Origin of the sequence: Gramella sp. KN1008, assembly GCF_004332155.1 — a bacterium.
GTDB lineage: Bacteria > Bacteroidota > Bacteroidia > Flavobacteriales > Flavobacteriaceae > Christiangramia.
The window spans coordinates 59,835-77,901 of record NZ_SJDV01000008.1; the positions used below are offsets into that span (position 1 = coordinate 59,835).

An 18,067-nucleotide genomic window follows, 5' to 3' on the forward strand; every position below is an offset into this window, starting at 1 on the left:
TTAAGAAATGTTAGGCTATACTTAAGATTTCATAAAATTGAAATACTCCAGTAGTACTTCATCATTGATCTTTCGGGGAGTGAAAATTTCGAGAAGTTTTGGCTGCTGTGATTGCCTGAAGAAATTTTCAAGCTGCTCCTGAACCTCCTCCAGGGAATCTGCCCTGTAATATTCAAAATTATAAAGCTCACAAATAGGGCGAGCATGCATCTCGTGTACAGTTTCAAAGTACTTTTCAAAATTCTCTGAATCCTTGTTTCCCGGAAGTATCCTGAATATACCACCACCCTGATTGTTAAGCACTATGATCCGAAAATTGGAAGGAATATAATTGTTCCATAAAGCATTGCTGTCATAGAAAAAGCTAAGATCCCCCGTGATCATCAACACCGGGATATCTGAAGTGACCGCGGCTCCAACCGATGTAGAAATACTTCCATCAATCCCACTGGTGCCCCGGTTACAATACACCTTCAAAGACGGATCCCAATGAAATAACTGAGCATATCGAATCACAGAACTGTTACCAAAATGCACGATGCTTTGATCAGGAACCCTGGGAACTATCTCCTGCATGGCCTTCAGATCAGAATACGGTATCTTACCCATATATTCTTCATGCCGCTTTTGCCGATTTTTCCGTACAGTTTTCCAGTAATCGCCATAATCACTATCTGTTCGGTCAGTTAGTGGCAGAAACTCACCAAAAAAGGAATTTACATCAGTTTCAAAATGTTTATTCAGGCAAAAGAAGGTATTATAGGCCTTCTTGGCATCTATGTGCCAGTGATGCGCTGGATTATAATTCCTTAAGAATGCTTTTACCTTTTTAGACACGATCATACCACCAAAAGTTAGCAGAATATCGGGTTGCAGCATTTTAAAAAGTTCTTCTCTGTTCCCGGCTTTCTCTATTGGACCTATTATGGTATCAATACGTGTGAAGAACTCTTCCTGATGAATATTGGAAGTCGTTTCGGTGAATACTATCACACTGGGATCTTTAGCCAGGGTATCGAGAAACTTTTGTTCCACTGCATCGGGCTGAGCCACCCCAACGATAACCATTTTTCTTTTAGCCTTATTCCATTCCTTAGCATAATGCTGAAGTTGCTTTTCAGAATAATGTCTTTCCTTTAGCTCAGGATAAATTTGAAGGGGTTTTGCCTCAATATTTTCCACAGTATCATATAAAGGCTCATAAAAGGGAACGTTGATATGCACAGGCCCCTTCTCTTCTATGGCTTTATTTAGAGCCAGATTCACTTCCCTTTCATTATGCTTCTGTGCCTCGAACTGCTTCTGCTGAAGCTTTGGGTCATTCGATTCCTGTTCAAGAACAAGTTCCGAATAAAGATTGGCTGAATAAAGGATATGGTTTTGAAATACATTCTTCTGCCTGATGGTCTGTCCGTCTCCTATATCGATCCTCTCTACTGGCCTGTCAGCCGAGATGACCACCAGCGGAATATCGCTGTAATAAGCTTCGGCAATCGCCGGATAATAATTTAATAGCGCAGAACCTGATGTACATACCAGAGCAACGGGTTTTCCAAGCTGCTGTGCCATCCCCAATGCAAAGAAAGCTGCACAACGCTCATCAACAATACTGTAAGGAGTAATTTCGGAATGATGAGTAAACCCAATCGTTAACGGAGCATTACGGGAACCGGGAGAAATAACAACATGTTTTATATCTTTTGCCACACATAAGGCAACCACCGAGCGGGCAACTGGGATCTTAGAATATTTCATAGAAACCCAAAATTACAATTTACAGGAAAATTCACGCTTAGTTTTTATCCTTATTTAACAAGAACTGCTTTCATGGTTTGTGATTTATTCACTGTTTCCATCCATTCATCAGCCGCATTAGAATCTTTTGTTATACCACCTCCTATGAAGACCCTGGCATTGCCTTCCTTTAATTTCATGCAGCGCAGGTTAACATATAACTCGGTTTTGCTGGTGACCGCTGCAAATTGCTGATTCTCCTGATTCCTTGTATTGGAACTTCTCCTGGTCTCGGTTTTCATATTAAGTTCTCCCAGATAACCGGAGTAAAATTCCCTCGACTTTTTTTCATTTCCCAGAATAAACTGAAGAGCTGTATGTTTTGGTAACCCACAAACAGCAGGTGTTGGATGAAGTGTCCTTATTAATTCTCCAAGCTTCTCCGGGCTCGCAAGGCTTCCGGTTATATCAGTTCTGATATGCAGTAGATTTCCCGCTTTGGCCGAATACGGTTCTGAAACATGGGTGGTCTTAATATCTCCAATTTTATCAAGAGATTCAAGAATATAATCGGTGACGAACAATTGCTCCTCTACTTCTTTTTTATCCCATTCTACATCTTCCTCTCCTTTAAAAAGCTGGGTTCCCGCCAGTGCCATTGTTTTAAACCTGTTCCTTTCGGCATTTAAGAGAGTTTCTGGCGTTGCACCCAGCCAGCAGCCAGTTTCCGGATGGAACCATATATAGACAAAAGCCTGGGAATATTTATTCAATAGTTTTTTAAAAATCCTCACCGGGTCCGGGTCATACACCTGAACCTTCTCTGACCTTGCCAACACCACCTTTTTAAAATCACCTGCTTTAATACGGTCTATTCCCTTTTGTACCAGATTTTCATGGATCTTCTGATCTTCTTCCATGTATTCGAAATCGGTCCCCGTTGCCAGGTACTCATAAAGTTCGCTATCTATTCCTTCAGTTGAAATATTATCGACCTCATAGATTTCAGAATCTTCAAAAGGAATTATATAGGATGGTTTCTCAGGATTGAAAGGCGCAAAAACAAATCCGCTTTCACTTAAGTCTTTTATGGTGAAAATTTCAGAATTATTTTGAAGTAAGGCTTTCACCGTATTTTTATTTTCCACCGGCTTACGATAAGCTACGAAAGGCAGCCCCTTCTCCAACTGAGACTTTAACTTCTGATAAAAATCGGTTTCGTTTATCATTTCTTTTCTTTTGGAAGAGCAATGGTTGTGAGTTTAACAATCGAAATTAGCTGGTCACTTTCATCGGTGATCCTTATTTCAAAGAGTTGTGTGGTTCGTCCCTTATGAATAAAGGCGGCCTTGGCATATACGTAACCTTCCCTTACGCTCTTTAAATGATTGGCCGAGATCTCGATCCCACGAACAAAAAAGTCCTCGGTATTCAAAAAAACATAGCTTGCCATACTCCCCACGGTCTCTGCCAGTGCCACGGTCGCGCCCCCGTGAAGCACCCCGTCTGGCTGATGTACCTTGGGAGTAACCGGCATTTTCGCGATCATATAGTCATCTCCGGCCTCCACAAATTCAATATCAAGGGTTTCCATCAGGGTATTTTTACAAGCCTTGCGTGAAAGTTCAATAATTTCTTCTTTCGTCATCATTTAAAGATTGGTTACTTTGTAAAAATACAAAACAGCAGAGAGATGAGCACCGAGAAAAGTGTAGCGTATCAAATAAAAAACAGCTATTCGGTTCTGAATGAGCATACTTCACAAACAAAAAATATCTGGTTAGTATTTCACGGAATTGGTTATTTAAGCCGGTATTTCCTGAAATACTTCAAGCACCTTGATCCTCAGGAGAATTATATCATCGCACCACAAGCCCAATCCAAATATTATCTGAATGGAGAATACAAACACGTGGGAGCCTCCTGGCTTACAAGAGAAAACCTTGAAGAAGAAATTGAAAATGTCTTGAATTATCTGGATGCTATTTATGAGGCAGAAAACCTGTCAGAAGTAGATAATCTGAATATTCTGGGCTATTCCCAGGGAGTATCTGTTGCAACAAGATTTGTTGCCCGGCGAAAGATTAAATGTAAGAACCTCATCATGCATTCTGGAAAAGTGCCCGAGGAACTCCATAATAAAGATTTCAGTTTTCTGAAAAATACTGGATTTAGCTTCATATATGGTACTCAGGATGAATATTTGAAAGCTGGAATTGTGGAAGCAGAAGAAAAAAGGCTAAAACAGATCTTTCCACACAATCTCGACATTCTAAAATTTAAAGGTGGCCATATGGTAAATACTGAAATGATCTCAAAATTTGCTTAATTTGAAAGATTTCTCACATTCGTTCGAAATGACTTTAAAGAAAAATAAATTAGTCATTTCGACGAAGTATAACGAAGGAGAAATCTATAAATCAAATTATTAAATGAAACAAAACTCCCCTTCAAAAACTTCATTCTTAAAAACCCTTGGCCCCGGATTTCTTCTTGCAGGAGCCGCAATAGGAGTTTCCCATTTGGTACAGGCTACCCGTGCAGGTGCAGATTACGGATTTCTTCTTTTGTGGGTCCTTATCCTCGCCTGTATAACCAAATATCCTTTCCTGGAATTTGGCCCACGCTACGCTGCGGCAACCGGAAATCATCTTATTAGTGGCTACCGTAAAATGGGAAAGTTTCCCTATCTCACTTTTATTATTATTACCGCAGGCAGCATGTTTATCATCCAGGCCGCGGTGACAATTGTGACCGCAGGTCTGGCTGAAAGATTATTCGGAATGGGATGGTCTACATTTACCTGGAGTTTTGTGATCATTGGAGTTTGCATAGCACTTCTTTTAATCGGAAAATATCCTGCACTGGATAAGACCATGAAAATTATCGTTTCCCTGCTTGGCCTTGCCACCTTAACCGCTGTGATACTGGCTTTTGGTGATGGTAGGATGGAAAGTGCAATGTCTCTCGCCCCTCCGGAGGTATGGAACAAAGCTGGCATCGCCTTTATTATTTCTTTTATGGGCTGGATGCCTATACCCCTTGATGCTTCTGTATGGCATTCTATATGGACCAAGGAAAAAGCACTTGGAAATAAGAGAAGAACTACCATAAAAGAGGCTTTTACCGATTTCAATATTGGTTACCTTGCCGCTGCTTTTATCGGACTACTTTTCTTTCTTATGGGTGCCCTAATTATGTTTGGAAGCGGAATTAGTTTTTCGGGAAACGGCGTTGAATTTTCCGGCCAGCTTATAGATCTTTATGGAAGGACCCTTGGGGACTGGAGCAAACCAATAATCGCTGTTGCCGCTTTCATAGCCATGTTCTCTACGACGCTTGCGGTTACCGATGCTTTTCCACGAGTGATTTCTGAAATTTTTGCCGAAGAAAAAACAAAGGAAATTGCAGTATCAAAATGGAAGAACTACAGATTGAATGTCTTTCTTATCCCTTTACTGTCGCTCCTGATATTATATTTTTTTACTGCCTCTTTTACCGTTCTTATCGATTTCGCCACAGGACTCTCTTTTCTTTCAGCTCCGTTTATAGGCTGGTTCAATTACAGACTTGTGACCGGGGAACATATGCCCCAACATGACAGGCCTGGAAGGTTCTATCGATTTTTCTCTCTTAGTTGCTTTATAATTCTTATAATTTTTAATCTTATCTATCTTTCAACTCTTCTTGGATATTGATCTCCCCTCATAGAATGAAAAAAGCTATAATTTAACTACAGGCTTCAAATAGATACAATTAGTTAACATTTAAATGATTTTAATCTCACCTGAATAAGAAGTAAAATTTAAATCTTTGACCCGCTTCCTATACCGGAAGTGATTTCATAAAATCATTAGTTTTTTATCAGCTTAGATTTATGAACAAACCGCTCTTTAGGGCGGTTCTTTTTTAAACCATTCTTTGATTTAATCATAACTTGTAGTTAACATTGAGGTAATATTAGAATCGGTTATTTGCACCGACAAAAAACTTACAGGTAATGAAATTATTAAAATGGCAAGTGTTATTTGCCCTGTTGGCATTTGGAACATTCAACGCTAACGCACAGGAAATTACAGAAAGTAAATTTGGAAAAGGACTTGTAAACGTAGTGGCAAAAGACAGTTCTTTCAGCCTTAAATTCGCTACCAGATTTCAGTCTCTTTTCACAAGTAACTGGGATTTTCCTGGTAATGAAAACTTACAGAACGGAGAATCCAATTTCCTCATAAGGAGGGCAAGATTAAAGTTCGAAGGTTTCGCTTATTCTCCCAAACTAAGATATAAGATGGAATTAGGTCTATCAAACAGGGATATTTCGGGTGCATCATATTACACTCACAATGCTCCAAGATATATTCTGGATGCGGTAATAAAATGGAACTTTTATGAGAATTTCGATCTTTGGGTTGGGCAAACCAAACTACCGGGTAACCGGGAAAGAATAGTTTCCTCAGGAAATATGCAAACCGTAGACCGTTCACTCGTAAACAGTGTGTTTAATGTTGATCGTGAAATGGGAATTCAGTTACATCATGGCTTTGACATGGGTAATAATTTCCTGGTAAAGGAATCTGTTGCTTTTACTCAGGGAGAGGGAAGAAATGTAACCAGAGGTAATATTGGGGGTTATCACTTTACCGGAAGGGCAGAGATCTACCCTTTTGGTGATTTCAAGGCTTATTCTGGGGCAGACCTGGACAGAGAACAAACTCCAAAACTTGCTATTGGTGCCGCATATAGCCATAATGGTGATGCAGTGAAAACAGAATCTGTTTCAGGTTCTTATATGGAAAACGACAACGGATTCTATGAAACAGATATTACTACATTCTTTGTAGATGCTATGTTCAAATACCGCGGACTGAACATTCTTGCGGAATATGCCGATAGAAATGCAGATGCCCCAATTGCGGTAAATACTGATGGCACACTAACCGGAGATGTTGTAGAGGTAGGAAACGGATTCAATTTTCAGGCAGGTTACTTATTCAAAAATAACTTTGAGGTAGTGGGAAGATATACCACTATAGACCTGGATGAGAACATCACAGGCGAAGGTGTACATAATCAGTATACTCTTGGACTTTCCAAATATATAGTCGGACATAAACTAAAGGTACAGACCGATGTTAGTCTGAATGACTTCTCAGACAACATGGATAATGGCCTCATGTACAGATTACAAGTTGACATTCATTTCTAAAATAAAAAAACTATGAAAAAGATATTAGCTATTGCCGTAGTTGCCTTCACCATGATTGCCTGCGGAAACAACAAAGGACAGAACGGAGATGAATCCGGAACAATTACAGTTGACGGGTCCAGTACAGTATATCCCATCACCGAGGCGGTAGCCGAGGAATTCAGAGCCGTAAAACCCAGAGTAAACGTTACTATAGGCGTTTCCGGAACCGGTGGTGGATTTCAGAAATTCACACGTGGAGAGACTGATATTTCTGATGCTTCAAGAGAAATAAAGGAAAAAGAAGCTGCTTTAGCTAAAGAGAATAACATAGATTATGTTGAACTTGAAGTAGCATATGATGGGCTTGCAGTGGTAATAAATCCTGAAAATGACTGGGCTAAATCTTTTACGGTGGAAGAACTTAAAAAGATCTGGGAACCTGCAGCTCAGGGAGAGATTATGAAATGGAGCCAGATCAATCCGGAATGGCCAGATGAGGAAATACATCTATTTGGCCCTGGTGTGGCGTCTGGGACCTTCGATTATTTCACCGAGGCCATTGTAGGTGAAGGTGGAGCAAGCCGAGGTGATTTCACGGCAAGTGAAGACGACAACGTCCTGGTACAGGGTGTTGCCGGAGATAAATACGGATTAGGTTTCTTTGGTCTTGCTTATTACGAGGCAAATTCAGATAAACTTGACTTGGCGGCTGTAGATGGTGGAAATGGTCCTGTAGAACCTACGGCTAAAACAGTAAACAACGGTACTTATTCTCCTCTTTCAAGACCATTATTTATCTATGTAAGTAGTACCGCTATTCAGGATCCAACAGTTGTAGAATTCGTGAATTTCTATCTTGATGAAGCAGGCAGTCTTGCTAAGGATGTAGGTTACTTTCCCCTAACAGAGGAGGAATATGCCGAGCAGAAGAAGAAGTTTGAAGACTTCGTGGCAAAGAATAAAAAAGAAGAAAAAGAGACTAAGTAAGTTTAAAGAATAGATCTGGGCTCTCAAAAAAATGGGAGCCCAGGGTTATTTCAATTTTTATACTACATGCGGAAACTAAAAGAATTGGTAATTGAAAGGACCTTGCTGGCAAGTTCCCTGATTACTATTGCGGTTACCATAGGTATTATTTTAGTTCTGTCCATTGAAGCAGTGAACTTCTTTAGTGAGGTTTCTATCTTTGAATTCCTTACAGATACGGAGTGGACACCTTTATTCACAGACAAACACTTTGGAATCTTAGCTCTATTATCAGGAACTCTTCTTACCTCATTTATAGCGATTGCTTTTGCAGTTCCCGTGGGCTTATCAATTAGCATCTATTTAAGTGAGTATGCTCCAAAAAGTTTTAGGAGAACCATCAAACCTCTACTGGAACTTCTTGCAGCTGTTCCTACGGTTGTTTACGGCTTTTTTGCCTTGATGGTGGTAACACCTTTTCTGCAATCCATTTTTCCCGAGATTTCCAGTTTCAACTCACTCTCTGCAGGTTTAGTTATGGGGATCATGATCATTCCATATATCTCCTCCTTAAGTGAGGATGCGCTTCACGCCGTGCCCGATTCTCTAAGGGAAGCGGCTTACGGAATGGGCTCTACTAAATTACAGAACTCTTTCAGGGTAATGGTACCGGCAGCGTCTTCTGGAATAGTTGTATCCATTATCCTTGCAATTTCAAGGGCTATAGGAGAAACCATGATCGTTGCTATCGCCGCGGGACAGCAACCAAGGTTTACTTTTGATCCCACCGTACCGGTGGAGACCATTACCGCATACATAGTACAGGTGAGTCTGGGCGATGTTCAGCATGGATCATTGGAATACAAGACCATTTTCGCTGCAGGAATCACACTATTCATCTTTACATTCCTTCTCAACACCCTGAGTTACAGAATACGTAAAAAATTCCAGGAGAAGTATGAATAATATTAAAGCAAACAGGCTTAAAGATCAGGCTTTCAAATACTGGGGAATAGCCTGTACCTTACTTGGTCTGATCTTACTCGCTATCTTTATTGGAAATATCTTTATTGATGGAATAATGAGGATAGACTGGGACTTTATAACAAATCTACCCTCAAGAAAAGCGGAGAGATCTGGTATCTATACTGCCCTAATGGGAAGTATCTGGGTACTGATTTTAACTACCATAATAGCATTACCAGTTGGGATCGCGGCAGCAATCTACCTGGAAGAATATAACAAAAAGAATAAGCTCTCAACCATTTTGGAAGTGAACATTTCTAATCTGGCTGGAGTACCTTCGGTAATTTATGGATTATTAGGACTGGAGGTTTTTGTTAGGATCATGGAAATGGGATCCAGTGTACTCGCAGGTAGTTTTACCCTGGCCCTATTGATACTCCCCATAGTTATAGTTTCAACCCGCGAAGCGCTGAAGGCGGTACCAAAATCGGTCAGGGATGCGTCTTTCGCCATGGGGGGCTCAAAATGGCAAACCGTATATCATCAGTTATTACCAGCCTCGTTTGGAGGGATTCTAACCGGAGTAATCCTGGCATTATCAAGAGCAGTTGGAGAAACTGCACCCTTAATTGTTATTGGTGCTCTCGCATATGTTCCCTTTGCTCCTTCTTCAGCCATGGATGAATTCTCGGTGCTGCCTATTCAGATCTTCAACTGGATCACCAGGCCACAACATGGATTCGTGGAAAATGCGGCCGCAGCTATCATAATATTATTGTTAATTACCTTTATAATGAATGGTATAGCGGTCTATTTCAGAAATAAATGGCAGAAAAAATTCAAATAACACAAGTGTTATAAAATGATAAAAAAGAAAAAAAAGCAGGAAAGCATAATAGATAGCAGCCTCAAACGGAAATATAAATTACAGGCCAGGGACGTAAAGGTATGGTATGGTGATTTTATGGCCATCAAAGGAGTTAGCATGGATATTAAACCTAACAAGGTTACAGCTTTCATCGGACCTTCCGGATGTGGTAAGTCAACCTTCTTAAGACTGTTCAATCGAATGAACGATTATGTGGATAGCTTCAGAATGGAAGGTGAGATCAATATTGATGGTGAAGACATTTACGATAAGAGCATTAACGTAGAATTGCTTCGGAAGCAGGTAGGAATGGTCTTTCAAAAGCCAAACCCGTTCCCAAAGTCGATCTTCGAAAATGTGGCTTATGGTTTGAAGATACAAGGGATAAAAGATAAAAAGTTTCTACAGGAACGTGTTGAGGAATCCCTCAAACAGGTAGGACTCTGGAATGAAGTTGAAAATGACCTAAACAAGTCGGCACTGGCATTATCAGGTGGACAGCAACAGCGACTTTGTATAGCCCGTGCTCTTGCAGTGGAACCTTCGATCATTCTTATGGATGAACCAACCTCTGCCCTGGATCCTATCTCCACAGCAAAAATTGAAGATCTTATCTATAAGCTTAAAGAGAAGTATACTATTGTAATTGTAACCCATAATATGCAACAGGCAAGTAGAATTAGTGACAGTACTGCCTTTTTCTATATGGGAGACCTCATAGAGTATGACAAAACCAATAAACTCTTCACCAATCCGGAGAAAGAGCAAACGGAAAACTATATAACCGGCCGTTTCGGATAAAACCTGACTTATGATAAATTTAGAAGAACATAGAGATTTACTTAAACAGCATGGCATAGAGATGTTCAATCTCTGTAGAAAGCAATTAAAGAAATCCAGGGAGGCATTTTTAAACCATGATAATGACCTTGCTGAAGATGTCTTACATTCAGAGAATCGGGTAAACAGCCTTGATCTTAGGATTGACCGTGATTGCGAACGTTTTATCGCTCTTCACAATCCGGTGGCGGTAGACCTGAGGTTTGTACTCGCCTTAAGAAAGATCAATTTTGATCTTGAAAGGGTTGGAGACCACGCTTATGGAATTTCCAAATATATAGTGGAAGTAGATACGCCAGTAGAGCATAAATTACTGGAAAGATTAAGATTTGAAGAGATGTACGATGCAGCCCTTTCTATGCTTGACGATATACAGATCGCTTTTAGAGATGAAGATGCCAATAAAGCCAGAAAGGTTTTTAAAAAGGATAAACTTCTTAACAAAATAAATCTCGCCGCATTCGGAGTGATCTCGGAGGAAGTAAAAAAGGATCCTTTACTAATAGAACAGTATCTCCTTCTATTTTCGATAATCAAGAAAATTGAACGTGTAGGGGACCTTATCACAAATATTGCTGAAGAGATAATCTTCTACATGGAAGCAGAAGTTCTTAAGCACAGTAAGAAAAAAGGACCAAAAAAGTAATTTGTTTTTTCTTACCTCAATAAAAAAACCCCGCAGTTTGCGGGGTTTTTACTTTATATAGCTCAGAAGATTACTTCACTTCTTCGAAATCTACATCTTCTACGTCGTCTCCACTTTTAGAGTCTCCTCCTTCAGTTCCACCCTGAGCTCCGGTTGCACCTTGCTGTGGTCCTCCAGCTTGTCCGCCCTGAGCTTCTGCCTGTGCTTTATACATCTCTTCTGAAGCTGTTTTCCATGCTTCGTTGATCTTGTCTAAAGCTGGCTGAATAGTTTCAACTTCCTTGGTCTCGTAAGCTTTCTTAAGCTCTTCCAATGCTTCCTCGATTGGCTTCTTCTTATCGTCAGATAATTTATCACCAAATTCTTTCAACTGCTTTTCAGTCTGGAAGATCATTGCATCAGCTTCGTTAAGCTTATCAACTTTTTCTTTCGCTTTTTTATCAGATTCAGCATTAGCTTCTGCCTCTTTCTTCATTTTCTCGATCTCTTCTTCCGTCAATCCTGACGAAGCTTCAATACGAATATCCTGAGACTTACCGGTTGCTTTATCTGTAGCGCTTACTTTGATGATACCGTTGGCATCGATATCAAAGGTAACTTCAATTTGAGGAGTTCCTCTTGGCGCCGGTGGAATTCCGTCTAAGTGGAATCTACCAATTGTCTTGTTATCTGCTGCCATAGGACGCTCTCCCTGAAGTACGTGAATCTCAACAGACGGCTGATTATCAGCTGCAGTAGAGAATGTTTGTGACTTCTTGGTTGGAATGGTTGTATTCGCTTCAATAAGTTTAGTGTTAACTCCTCCCATAGTTTCAATACCTAGAGAAAGTGGAGTAACATCAAGAAGCAATACATCTTTTACATCTCCAGTAAGTACACCACCCTGGATAGCAGCACCAATAGCTACAACTTCATCAGGGTTTACACCTTTAGAAGGTTTCTTACCAAAGAATGCCTCAACCTCTTCCTGAATTTTAGGGATACGGGTTGAACCACCTACAAGAATTACCTCATCAATATCACTTTTTGAAAGACCGGCATCGCTAAGAGCTTTTTTCACCGGATCCATAGACCTTTTTACAAGATCGTGAGCCAGTTGCTCAAATTTAGAACGTGTAATGGTCTCTACAAGGTGTTTAGGTCCGCTGGCAGTAGCAGTTACATAAGGCAGATTCACCTCTGTCTGCGAAGAAGAAGATAATTCGATCTTCGCTTTCTCAGCAGCTTCCTTCAAACGCTGAAGTGCCATAGGATCATCTCTAAGATCGATATCCTCAGCTTTTTTGAAGTTGTCTGCGAGATAATCTATCAATACCTCATCAAAGTCATCACCACCAAGGTGAGTATCACCATTAGTAGAAAGTACTTCAAATACACCATCACCTAATTCAAGAATGGAAATATCGAATGTACCACCACCAAGGTCATATACCGCGATCTTCTGATCCTGAGATTTTTTATCAAGACCATAAGCCAGTGCCGCAGCAGTAGGCTCGTTAATGATCCTTCTTACCTTAAGACCTGCGATCTCTCCGGCCTCTTTTGTTGCGTGACGTTGAGAGTCATTAAAATATGCAGGAACGGTAATTACCGCTTCGGTCACATCCTGACCAAGATAATCTTCAGCGGTTTTCTTCATCTTCTGAAGTACCATTGCTGAAAGCTCCTGAGGTGTATAAAGACGTCCGTCCACTTCTACACGGGCGGTATCATTATCACCTTTCTTTACAGTATAAGGTACTCTCTTCGCTTCTCTTTCAGATTCAGAATACTTATTCCCCATAAAACGTTTAATGGAAGAAATAGTCTTCTGTGGGTTAGTCACAGCCTGACGTTTTGCAGGGTCACCAACTTTTATTTCGCCACCTTCCACAAATGCGATCACAGAAGGCGTGGTTCTTTTCCCTTCGGCGTTAGGTATCACCGTAGGCTCATTACCCTCCATTACGGCAACGCAGGAGTTGGTGGTACCCAAGTCAATTCCAATTACTTTACTCATAACTATATAACTTGTTTTTTACGTTAGTTTTTCAATTTTACAGTCACAAGAAGTCAATCATTATGCCAGCACAAATCTTATGACAGGTTGTCACATTTTCAGGAAAAGCCGTGTCATTGGTGCAAACAGGAAGACTTTGATAAGGAAATATTATTTTTTCAATATTTCATGGGTAGCATTAACAATTCCTTATTTTTGTGAGCAAATTTGTACTCTGAATGCGAAAAATAGAATGCATAAGCGTTTTTGATATGCTCAAAGTGGGTGTGGGACCTTCCAGTTCTCATACCCTGGGACCATGGCGGGCCGCTCAAAGATGGATCGCCGAACTTAAACAAAAAGAAAGGTTCAATGAGGTGGAAAAGATACATGTAGACCTGTATGGATCTCTGAGTCTCACAGGAAAAGGCCACGCTACAGATATTGCTACTATTTTAGGATTACTGGGACATGATCCTGTGACCATGGATATCTCCATTATTGAGTCTGAAATTGAAAGATTAAAACACTCGGGCAGGCTTTTGCTGAATGGAGAAAGAGAGCTTGATTTCAGTTTCAATGAAGATATCAAATTCAACCGAAAGTTCCTCGAATTTCATCCAAATGGGATCACATTCAGAGCTATACTCAAAAATGGTAAAAAAACTTCTTCTTCCTTCTATTCGATTGGGGGGGGATTCGTGGTTAAGAAGGAAAGAAAGAATGCCAGCAAGAAAATGAAGAATTTTCAGGAATTTCCATTTCCTGTGGAAAAGGCTACCGAACTTGTGCAGTATTGTAAGGCTGAGAATAAAAGGATCTCTGATATTGTTCTTGAAAATGAACGTTCTCTAAGAAGTGATGAAGAGATAGATACCGGCTTAAAGCAGATATGGCAGGTTATGCTGGAGTCTATGTATATTGGCTGTCACACTGAAGGTACACTTCCCGGTGGTCTTAATGTAAAGCGCCGGTCTTTTGAGATGCATCAAAGACTAATTGGAGACACGGAATATTCCAGTGTTGAAGACTGGATCCCGGCTATCCGAAAGACCGAAGTAAAGTTCCGTCAAATATTGAAATGGGTTAGCTGTTTTGCCCTAAGCGTAAATGAGGTAAATGCTTCACTTGGAAGAGTGGTTACCGCTCCTACCAACGGAAGTGCAGGCACTGTTCCCGCCGTGCTTATGTATTATATGGTAATAGAAAATCACCAGGCGAGTTTTGATGAGATCAAAAGATTCATGCTGGTTGCGGGTGAAATTGGAAGTCTGTTCAAAAAAGGAGCAACCATCTCGGCAGCAATGGGTGGATGCCAGGCAGAGATTGGAGTTTCTTCAGCTATGGCAGCGGGTGGTCTAACCGAACTTCTTGGAGGTACTCCCGAACAGGTCCTTATGGCAAGTGAGATCGCCATGGAACATCATCTAGGGCTAACCTGTGATCCTATTGGCGGACTGGTGCAGGTGCCCTGCATAGAAAGGAATGCCATGGGTGCCATTAAGGCTATCAATGCGGCCGAGATCGCTATGGAAAGTGATGCCAGCCGTGCTAAGGTTCCTTTGGATAAAGTGATTGAGACAATGTGGGAGACCGCCAAAGACATGAACAAAAAATACAAGGAAACATCTGAAGGCGGACTGGCAGTTAAGGTGAACCTAAGTGATTGCTAGTTCTTATCTTTAAGACTTGGAAAATCCTATGGCATATGATAAATGGAGTAAGGTAAAGAACCTGTTGCGGAATTTTACCTTAATGATCGCCTGCTACTTCCTGTTCTTCATAGTTCTGAGGATACTAGATGTTTTTATTTTTGATCTGGATTTCAATAAATATGAGCAGATCGAGATCTTCGAAACTCTTAAGGAAAGCCCCTGGAAATTTGTATTCCTGGCCGTTATTGCTGCGCCTGTATTAGAGGAAAGCATTTTTAGAAGCCTTGTTAAGCCTTCCTCTCGCAGTCTTAAGCTCTTTCTATGTGCCATACTTTATACGATAGGCGCACTTCTAATTCCGGAGGAAGGTCACTGGACCCTTCGGTATTCTTTATTATTCGGAACGATCCTTCTGTTTTATTATGCCCTGGATCAATTGATCTCCAAAGATTTTTATGATAAAGTCTGTGAGAAATTACATAAGTACTACCTCATGATCTGGATACCTGGCTCTGTCATTTTTGGTTTTGTCCACATCTTCAATTATGTGGATACTTTTCAGATTGACCTTGTACTTTTCATGATGATATTTCCACGTATTATCGCAGGTTTCTTCTTCGGAAAGATAAAACTTGAAAATAAAAGTATGGTCTGGCCAATCCTGATGCATAGTATGAATAATTCTATTGTGCTCATCTTTTTACTGCCTTATGCCCTGTCCTAGTCTTAACAAAGCCTTAAAGGCTTTTGGATTATGATTTTGTAACTTCTGCATTCAAAAAATTGCAGAAATTATGAAAGCAGCATTAATTGAAGAAAAAGGCGGAGATTTTATTGTAAAGGAAATTGACAAACCATCTCCTGCTGAAAATGAAGTACTTATTAAAGTTGAAGCCTGTGGGATATGTCATAGCGATAATTTTGTAAAGGAAGGAGCGTTTCCGGGAATAGAATATCCCAGAGTGCCGGGCCATGAAGTCGTTGGAATTGTGGAAGAAGTTGGAAGTAATGTTTCCAACTGGAAAACAGGTCAGCGTGTGGGAGTTGGCTGGCACGGAGGGCATTGTTTTGAATGCGAACCCTGCAGGCGAGGCGATTTCATAAATTGCCAGAACGGAAAGATAAGCGGAATCTCTTATGATGGCGGATACGCGGAATACATGACTGCACCAAAGGAGGCGGTGGCTGGTGTGCCAGAAGAATTATCATCTGCCGATGCAGCTCCCTTGTTATGCGCCGGAATTACCGTTTATAACGCACTTAGAAATTCTGGGATAAAAGCAGGTGATGTAGTGGCTGTACAGGGAATTGGCGGTCTGGGTCACCTGGCCATACAATATGCTAATAAAATGGGAATGCGTACCATCGCCATTTCAACCAGCGATAATAAAAAAGAGCTTGCCAAAGAGCTTGGTGCACATCATTTTATAAATACAGGAAATCAGAACGCTTCAGAAGAGCTACAAAAACTGGGTGGGGCTAAACTTATCCTTGCCACCGCACCCCATAGCGATGCAATATCCTCGGTAGTTGACGGCCTCGGGATTGACGGAAAGCTCCTTATGGTGGCAGCTACCGGCGAACCTATTGAAGTTTCACCAATGCAATTACTAATGGGAAGAAAATCGGCCGCGGGATGGCCTAGCGGTACCGCAATGGACTCTGAAGATACACTGAATTTCAGCGCCATGACAGATACAAAACCGATGATCGAGGAATATCCGCTGGAAAAGGTGAATGAAGCTTTTGAAAGAATGATGAACAACAAGGCGAGATTCAGGGTGGTACTAAAACCTTAAGTTGCCAATACTAACTTGTAAAGCCGGAATATCAGCTTTTGATTTCCGGCTTTTATAAAATAAAAATCTATTTACAATCCTTTTTGGTTCGGGTATCAATAAGATATACGATCTTCCACTCCCCCTTGAACTTAACTAACTGAAAACTGTTCACGCCACAGTGATATAAATTACCATTGAAATACAGCGTATAAGGAGTCGTTACCGTTGCCAGACTACCATTCTCTTCCACTCTGTATTCATGTATCCTTTCCTCAAATGTCGCATCAGCAGGAATCGAAGCTATACTTTTCAGGAATTTGGAATAATCATCTGTAGTCAGATTAGTATTGCCCTCTGCGTCTATAGAAACAGATTGAAGCCTTGCTCCTTCATGCGCAAATTTCTTAAGCGTTACAGTATCCTGGGCGTGAAAAGCCACGAAAAAATCCTTCACTAATTGTTCCGGCGTACCGGTAGAACCATTCATCTGGGAAAATGCTGACATATTTATTAAAATGAGAACCAGAAATAATATTTTTTTCATTGAAACCTAGTTTTGAATGTGGCTGACGAATTTACTACTTTTACTCAAATTTAAATAAAAGCTGATGTCTATTGCTAAAAAGGAATACAAGCGTATCACCACAAAATCCTTAGTGGATATGAAAGCAAATGGTGAAAAGATCGCCATGCTAACTGCCTATGACTTCTCCATGGCAAAAATTGTTGATGGAGCCGGAATAGATGTGATCCTTGTAGGTGATTCTGCGAGCAACGTGATGGCCGGCCATGAAACTACCTTACCAATAACCCTCGACCAGATGATCTATCACGCGACCAGTGTGGTGAGAGCTATCAACCGATCCCTTGTAGTAGTAGACCTTCCTTTTGGGAGTTACCAGAGCGATCCCAAAGAAGCTTTAAGATCGGCAATAAGGATCATGAAGGAGAGCGGTGCACACGCCGTTAAACTGGAAGGTGGTAAGGAAGTGAAAGATTCCATTAAAAGAATTCTACACGCCGGTATCCCTGTAATGGGTCACCTGGGCCTTACACCACAGTCTATTTATAAATTCGGCACCTATACAGTAAGAGCCCGTGAAGAGCACGAAGCTGAAAAGCTCAAAAGCGATGCTAAAATGCTTGAAAAAATGGGGTGTTTTGCAGTGGTTCTTGAAAAGGTGCCGGCAGAACTTGCCAGAGAAGTTGCTGAAAGTATTAGCATCCCCGTGATAGGGATAGGCGCAGGAAATGGAGTTGATGGACAGGTTCTTGTTATTCATGATATGCTCGGAATGACACATGAATTCAACCCTCGTTTTTTAAGACGTTATGCCGATCTTCATGCGGAAATGACAAAGGCTTTTCAAAATTACAGGGATGATGTGAAAAACCAGGATTTCCCATCAGAAGAGGAACAATATTAATGTTGAGAAATTAGATTC

17 protein-coding genes are annotated in these 18,067 nt (G+C 40.8%); 12 read left to right on the forward strand and 5 right to left on the reverse strand.

Features of this window, described 5'->3' with window-relative positions:
- Nucleotides 1-21: 21 nt before the first annotated feature.
- From menD to EZJ28_RS13560, 3 genes are read right to left on the reverse strand one after another with little or no spacing between them, the layout of a single operon-like run.
- Complete coding sequence (gene menD, locus EZJ28_RS13550; RefSeq protein ID WP_131398786.1) at nucleotides 22-1,755, reverse strand: 2-succinyl-5-enolpyruvyl-6-hydroxy-3-cyclohexene-1-carboxylic-acid synthase; 1,734 nt, start codon at nucleotides 1,753-1,755, stop codon at nucleotides 22-24.
- A gap of 50 nt (nucleotides 1,756-1,805) precedes the next feature.
- Nucleotides 1,806-2,963 (reverse strand): chorismate-binding protein, encoded by a 1,158-nt coding sequence (locus EZJ28_RS13555; RefSeq protein ID WP_131398788.1) that lies wholly within the window; start codon nucleotides 2,961-2,963, stop codon nucleotides 1,806-1,808.
- Nucleotides 2,960-3,382, reverse strand: a complete 423-nt coding sequence (locus tag EZJ28_RS13560; RefSeq protein WP_394346092.1) for a PaaI family thioesterase — start codon at nucleotides 3,380-3,382, stop codon at nucleotides 2,960-2,962. Before EZJ28_RS13560 ends, EZJ28_RS13555 begins: the two co-directional genes overlap by 4 nt.
- 45 nt (nucleotides 3,383-3,427) lie before the next feature.
- On the opposite strand from EZJ28_RS13560, the gene EZJ28_RS13565 reads away from it, so the two are divergent.
- The 8 genes from EZJ28_RS13565 (at nucleotide 3,428) to phoU (ending at nucleotide 11,208) form a co-directional block, all read left to right on the forward strand.
- Nucleotides 3,428-4,063: an alpha/beta hydrolase gene (locus EZJ28_RS13565; RefSeq protein WP_131398792.1), complete on the forward strand. Its 636-nt coding sequence runs from the start codon at nucleotides 3,428-3,430 to the stop codon at nucleotides 4,061-4,063.
- Nucleotides 4,064-4,166: 103 nt separating this feature from the next.
- Nucleotides 4,167-5,432 carry an Nramp family divalent metal transporter gene (locus EZJ28_RS13570; RefSeq protein ID WP_131398794.1) on the forward strand — a complete coding sequence of 422 codons (1,266 nt, stop codon included), beginning with the start codon at nucleotides 4,167-4,169 and terminating at the stop codon, nucleotides 5,430-5,432.
- Nucleotides 5,433-5,734: 302 nt separating this feature from the next.
- On the forward strand, nucleotides 5,735-6,940 hold the full coding sequence (locus EZJ28_RS13575) for a porin (RefSeq protein WP_131398796.1): 1,206 nt from the start codon (nucleotides 5,735-5,737) through the stop codon (nucleotides 6,938-6,940).
- A gap of 12 nt (nucleotides 6,941-6,952) precedes the next feature.
- Nucleotides 6,953-7,909, forward strand: a complete 957-nt coding sequence (locus EZJ28_RS13580) for a PstS family phosphate ABC transporter substrate-binding protein (RefSeq protein WP_131398797.1) — start codon at nucleotides 6,953-6,955, stop codon at nucleotides 7,907-7,909.
- 66 nt (nucleotides 7,910-7,975) lie between these two features.
- Complete coding sequence (pstC, locus tag EZJ28_RS13585) at nucleotides 7,976-8,854, forward strand: phosphate ABC transporter permease subunit PstC (RefSeq protein ID WP_131398799.1); 879 nt, start codon at nucleotides 7,976-7,978, stop codon at nucleotides 8,852-8,854.
- Complete coding sequence (pstA, locus tag EZJ28_RS13590) at nucleotides 8,847-9,701, forward strand: phosphate ABC transporter permease PstA (RefSeq protein ID WP_131398801.1); 855 nt, start codon at nucleotides 8,847-8,849, stop codon at nucleotides 9,699-9,701. The genes pstC and pstA overlap by 8 nt, the downstream gene beginning before the upstream one ends.
- Nucleotides 9,702-9,716: 15 nt before the next feature.
- Entirely contained in the window at nucleotides 9,717-10,523 is an 807-nt protein-coding gene (gene pstB / locus EZJ28_RS13595) for a phosphate ABC transporter ATP-binding protein PstB (RefSeq protein WP_131398803.1), read from the forward strand.
- 10 nt (nucleotides 10,524-10,533) lie between these two features.
- Nucleotides 10,534-11,208 carry a phosphate signaling complex protein PhoU gene (gene phoU / locus EZJ28_RS13600; protein ID WP_131398805.1) on the forward strand — a complete coding sequence of 225 codons (675 nt, stop codon included), beginning with the start codon at nucleotides 10,534-10,536 and terminating at the stop codon, nucleotides 11,206-11,208.
- Nucleotides 11,209-11,278: 70 nt separating this feature from the next.
- Here phoU and dnaK read toward each other — a convergent pair whose 3' ends face one another.
- A complete protein-coding gene (dnaK, locus tag EZJ28_RS13605; RefSeq protein WP_131398807.1) occupies nucleotides 11,279-13,207 on the reverse strand; it encodes a molecular chaperone DnaK in 1,929 nt (642 codons plus the stop codon).
- A gap of 218 nt (nucleotides 13,208-13,425) precedes the next feature.
- On the opposite strand from dnaK, the gene EZJ28_RS13610 reads away from it, so the two are divergent.
- The 3 genes from EZJ28_RS13610 to EZJ28_RS13620 all read left to right on the forward strand — a co-directional run bounded on the left by EZJ28_RS13610 (nucleotide 13,426) and on the right by EZJ28_RS13620 (nucleotide 16,640).
- Nucleotides 13,426-14,859, forward strand: coding sequence for an L-serine ammonia-lyase (locus EZJ28_RS13610; RefSeq protein ID WP_131398809.1), 1,434 nt, complete (start codon nucleotides 13,426-13,428; stop codon nucleotides 14,857-14,859).
- A gap of 28 nt (nucleotides 14,860-14,887) precedes the next feature.
- Nucleotides 14,888-15,565, forward strand: coding sequence for a type II CAAX prenyl endopeptidase Rce1 family protein (locus EZJ28_RS13615; protein WP_242670127.1), 678 nt, complete (start codon nucleotides 14,888-14,890; stop codon nucleotides 15,563-15,565).
- A 70-nt stretch (nucleotides 15,566-15,635) separates the two neighbouring features.
- Entirely contained in the window at nucleotides 15,636-16,640 is a 1,005-nt protein-coding gene (locus tag EZJ28_RS13620; protein WP_131398811.1) for an alcohol dehydrogenase, read from the forward strand.
- A gap of 67 nt (nucleotides 16,641-16,707) precedes the next feature.
- Here the strand turns inward: EZJ28_RS13620 and EZJ28_RS13625 are convergent, their stop codons facing one another.
- The gene (locus tag EZJ28_RS13625) at nucleotides 16,708-17,166 is read right to left on the reverse strand and encodes a nuclear transport factor 2 family protein (RefSeq protein ID WP_131398813.1); all 459 of its coding nucleotides are present in this window, start codon (nucleotides 17,164-17,166) and stop codon (nucleotides 16,708-16,710) included.
- 64 nt (nucleotides 17,167-17,230) lie between these two features.
- Here EZJ28_RS13625 and panB point away from each other — a divergent pair, with 64 nt between their 5' ends.
- Nucleotides 17,231-18,049: a 3-methyl-2-oxobutanoate hydroxymethyltransferase gene (panB, locus tag EZJ28_RS13630; protein ID WP_131398814.1), complete on the forward strand. Its 819-nt coding sequence runs from the start codon at nucleotides 17,231-17,233 to the stop codon at nucleotides 18,047-18,049.
- Nucleotides 18,050-18,067: the final 18 nt, after the last annotated feature.

Coding starts and splice junctions, on each gene's coding strand:
- menD (WP_131398786.1), bottom strand. CDS start 1,755: ATGAAATATTCTAAGATCCCAGTTGCCCGCTCGGTGGTTGCCTTATGT.
- EZJ28_RS13555 (WP_131398788.1), bottom strand. CDS start 2,963: ATGATAAACGAAACCGATTTTTATCAGAAGTTAAAGTCTCAGTTGGAG.
- EZJ28_RS13560 (WP_394346092.1), bottom strand. CDS start 3,382: ATGACGAAAGAAGAAATTATTGAACTTTCACGCAAGGCTTGTAAAAAT.
- EZJ28_RS13565 (WP_131398792.1), top strand. CDS start 3,428: ATGAGCACCGAGAAAAGTGTAGCGTATCAAATAAAAAACAGCTATTCG.
- EZJ28_RS13570 (WP_131398794.1), top strand. CDS start 4,167: ATGAAACAAAACTCCCCTTCAAAAACTTCATTCTTAAAAACCCTTGGC.
- EZJ28_RS13575 (WP_131398796.1), top strand. CDS start 5,735: ATGAAATTATTAAAATGGCAAGTGTTATTTGCCCTGTTGGCATTTGGA.
- EZJ28_RS13580 (WP_131398797.1), top strand. CDS start 6,953: ATGAAAAAGATATTAGCTATTGCCGTAGTTGCCTTCACCATGATTGCC.
- pstC (WP_131398799.1), top strand. CDS start 7,976: ATGCGGAAACTAAAAGAATTGGTAATTGAAAGGACCTTGCTGGCAAGT.
- pstA (WP_131398801.1), top strand. CDS start 8,847: ATGAATAATATTAAAGCAAACAGGCTTAAAGATCAGGCTTTCAAATAC.
- pstB (WP_131398803.1), top strand. CDS start 9,717: ATGATAAAAAAGAAAAAAAAGCAGGAAAGCATAATAGATAGCAGCCTC.
- phoU (WP_131398805.1), top strand. CDS start 10,534: ATGATAAATTTAGAAGAACATAGAGATTTACTTAAACAGCATGGCATA.
- dnaK (WP_131398807.1), bottom strand. CDS start 13,207: ATGAGTAAAGTAATTGGAATTGACTTGGGTACCACCAACTCCTGCGTT.
- EZJ28_RS13610 (WP_131398809.1), top strand. CDS start 13,426: ATGCGAAAAATAGAATGCATAAGCGTTTTTGATATGCTCAAAGTGGGT.
- EZJ28_RS13615 (WP_242670127.1), top strand. CDS start 14,888: ATGGCATATGATAAATGGAGTAAGGTAAAGAACCTGTTGCGGAATTTT.
- EZJ28_RS13620 (WP_131398811.1), top strand. CDS start 15,636: ATGAAAGCAGCATTAATTGAAGAAAAAGGCGGAGATTTTATTGTAAAG.
- EZJ28_RS13625 (WP_131398813.1), bottom strand. CDS start 17,166: ATGAAAAAAATATTATTTCTGGTTCTCATTTTAATAAATATGTCAGCA.
- panB (WP_131398814.1), top strand. CDS start 17,231: ATGTCTATTGCTAAAAAGGAATACAAGCGTATCACCACAAAATCCTTA.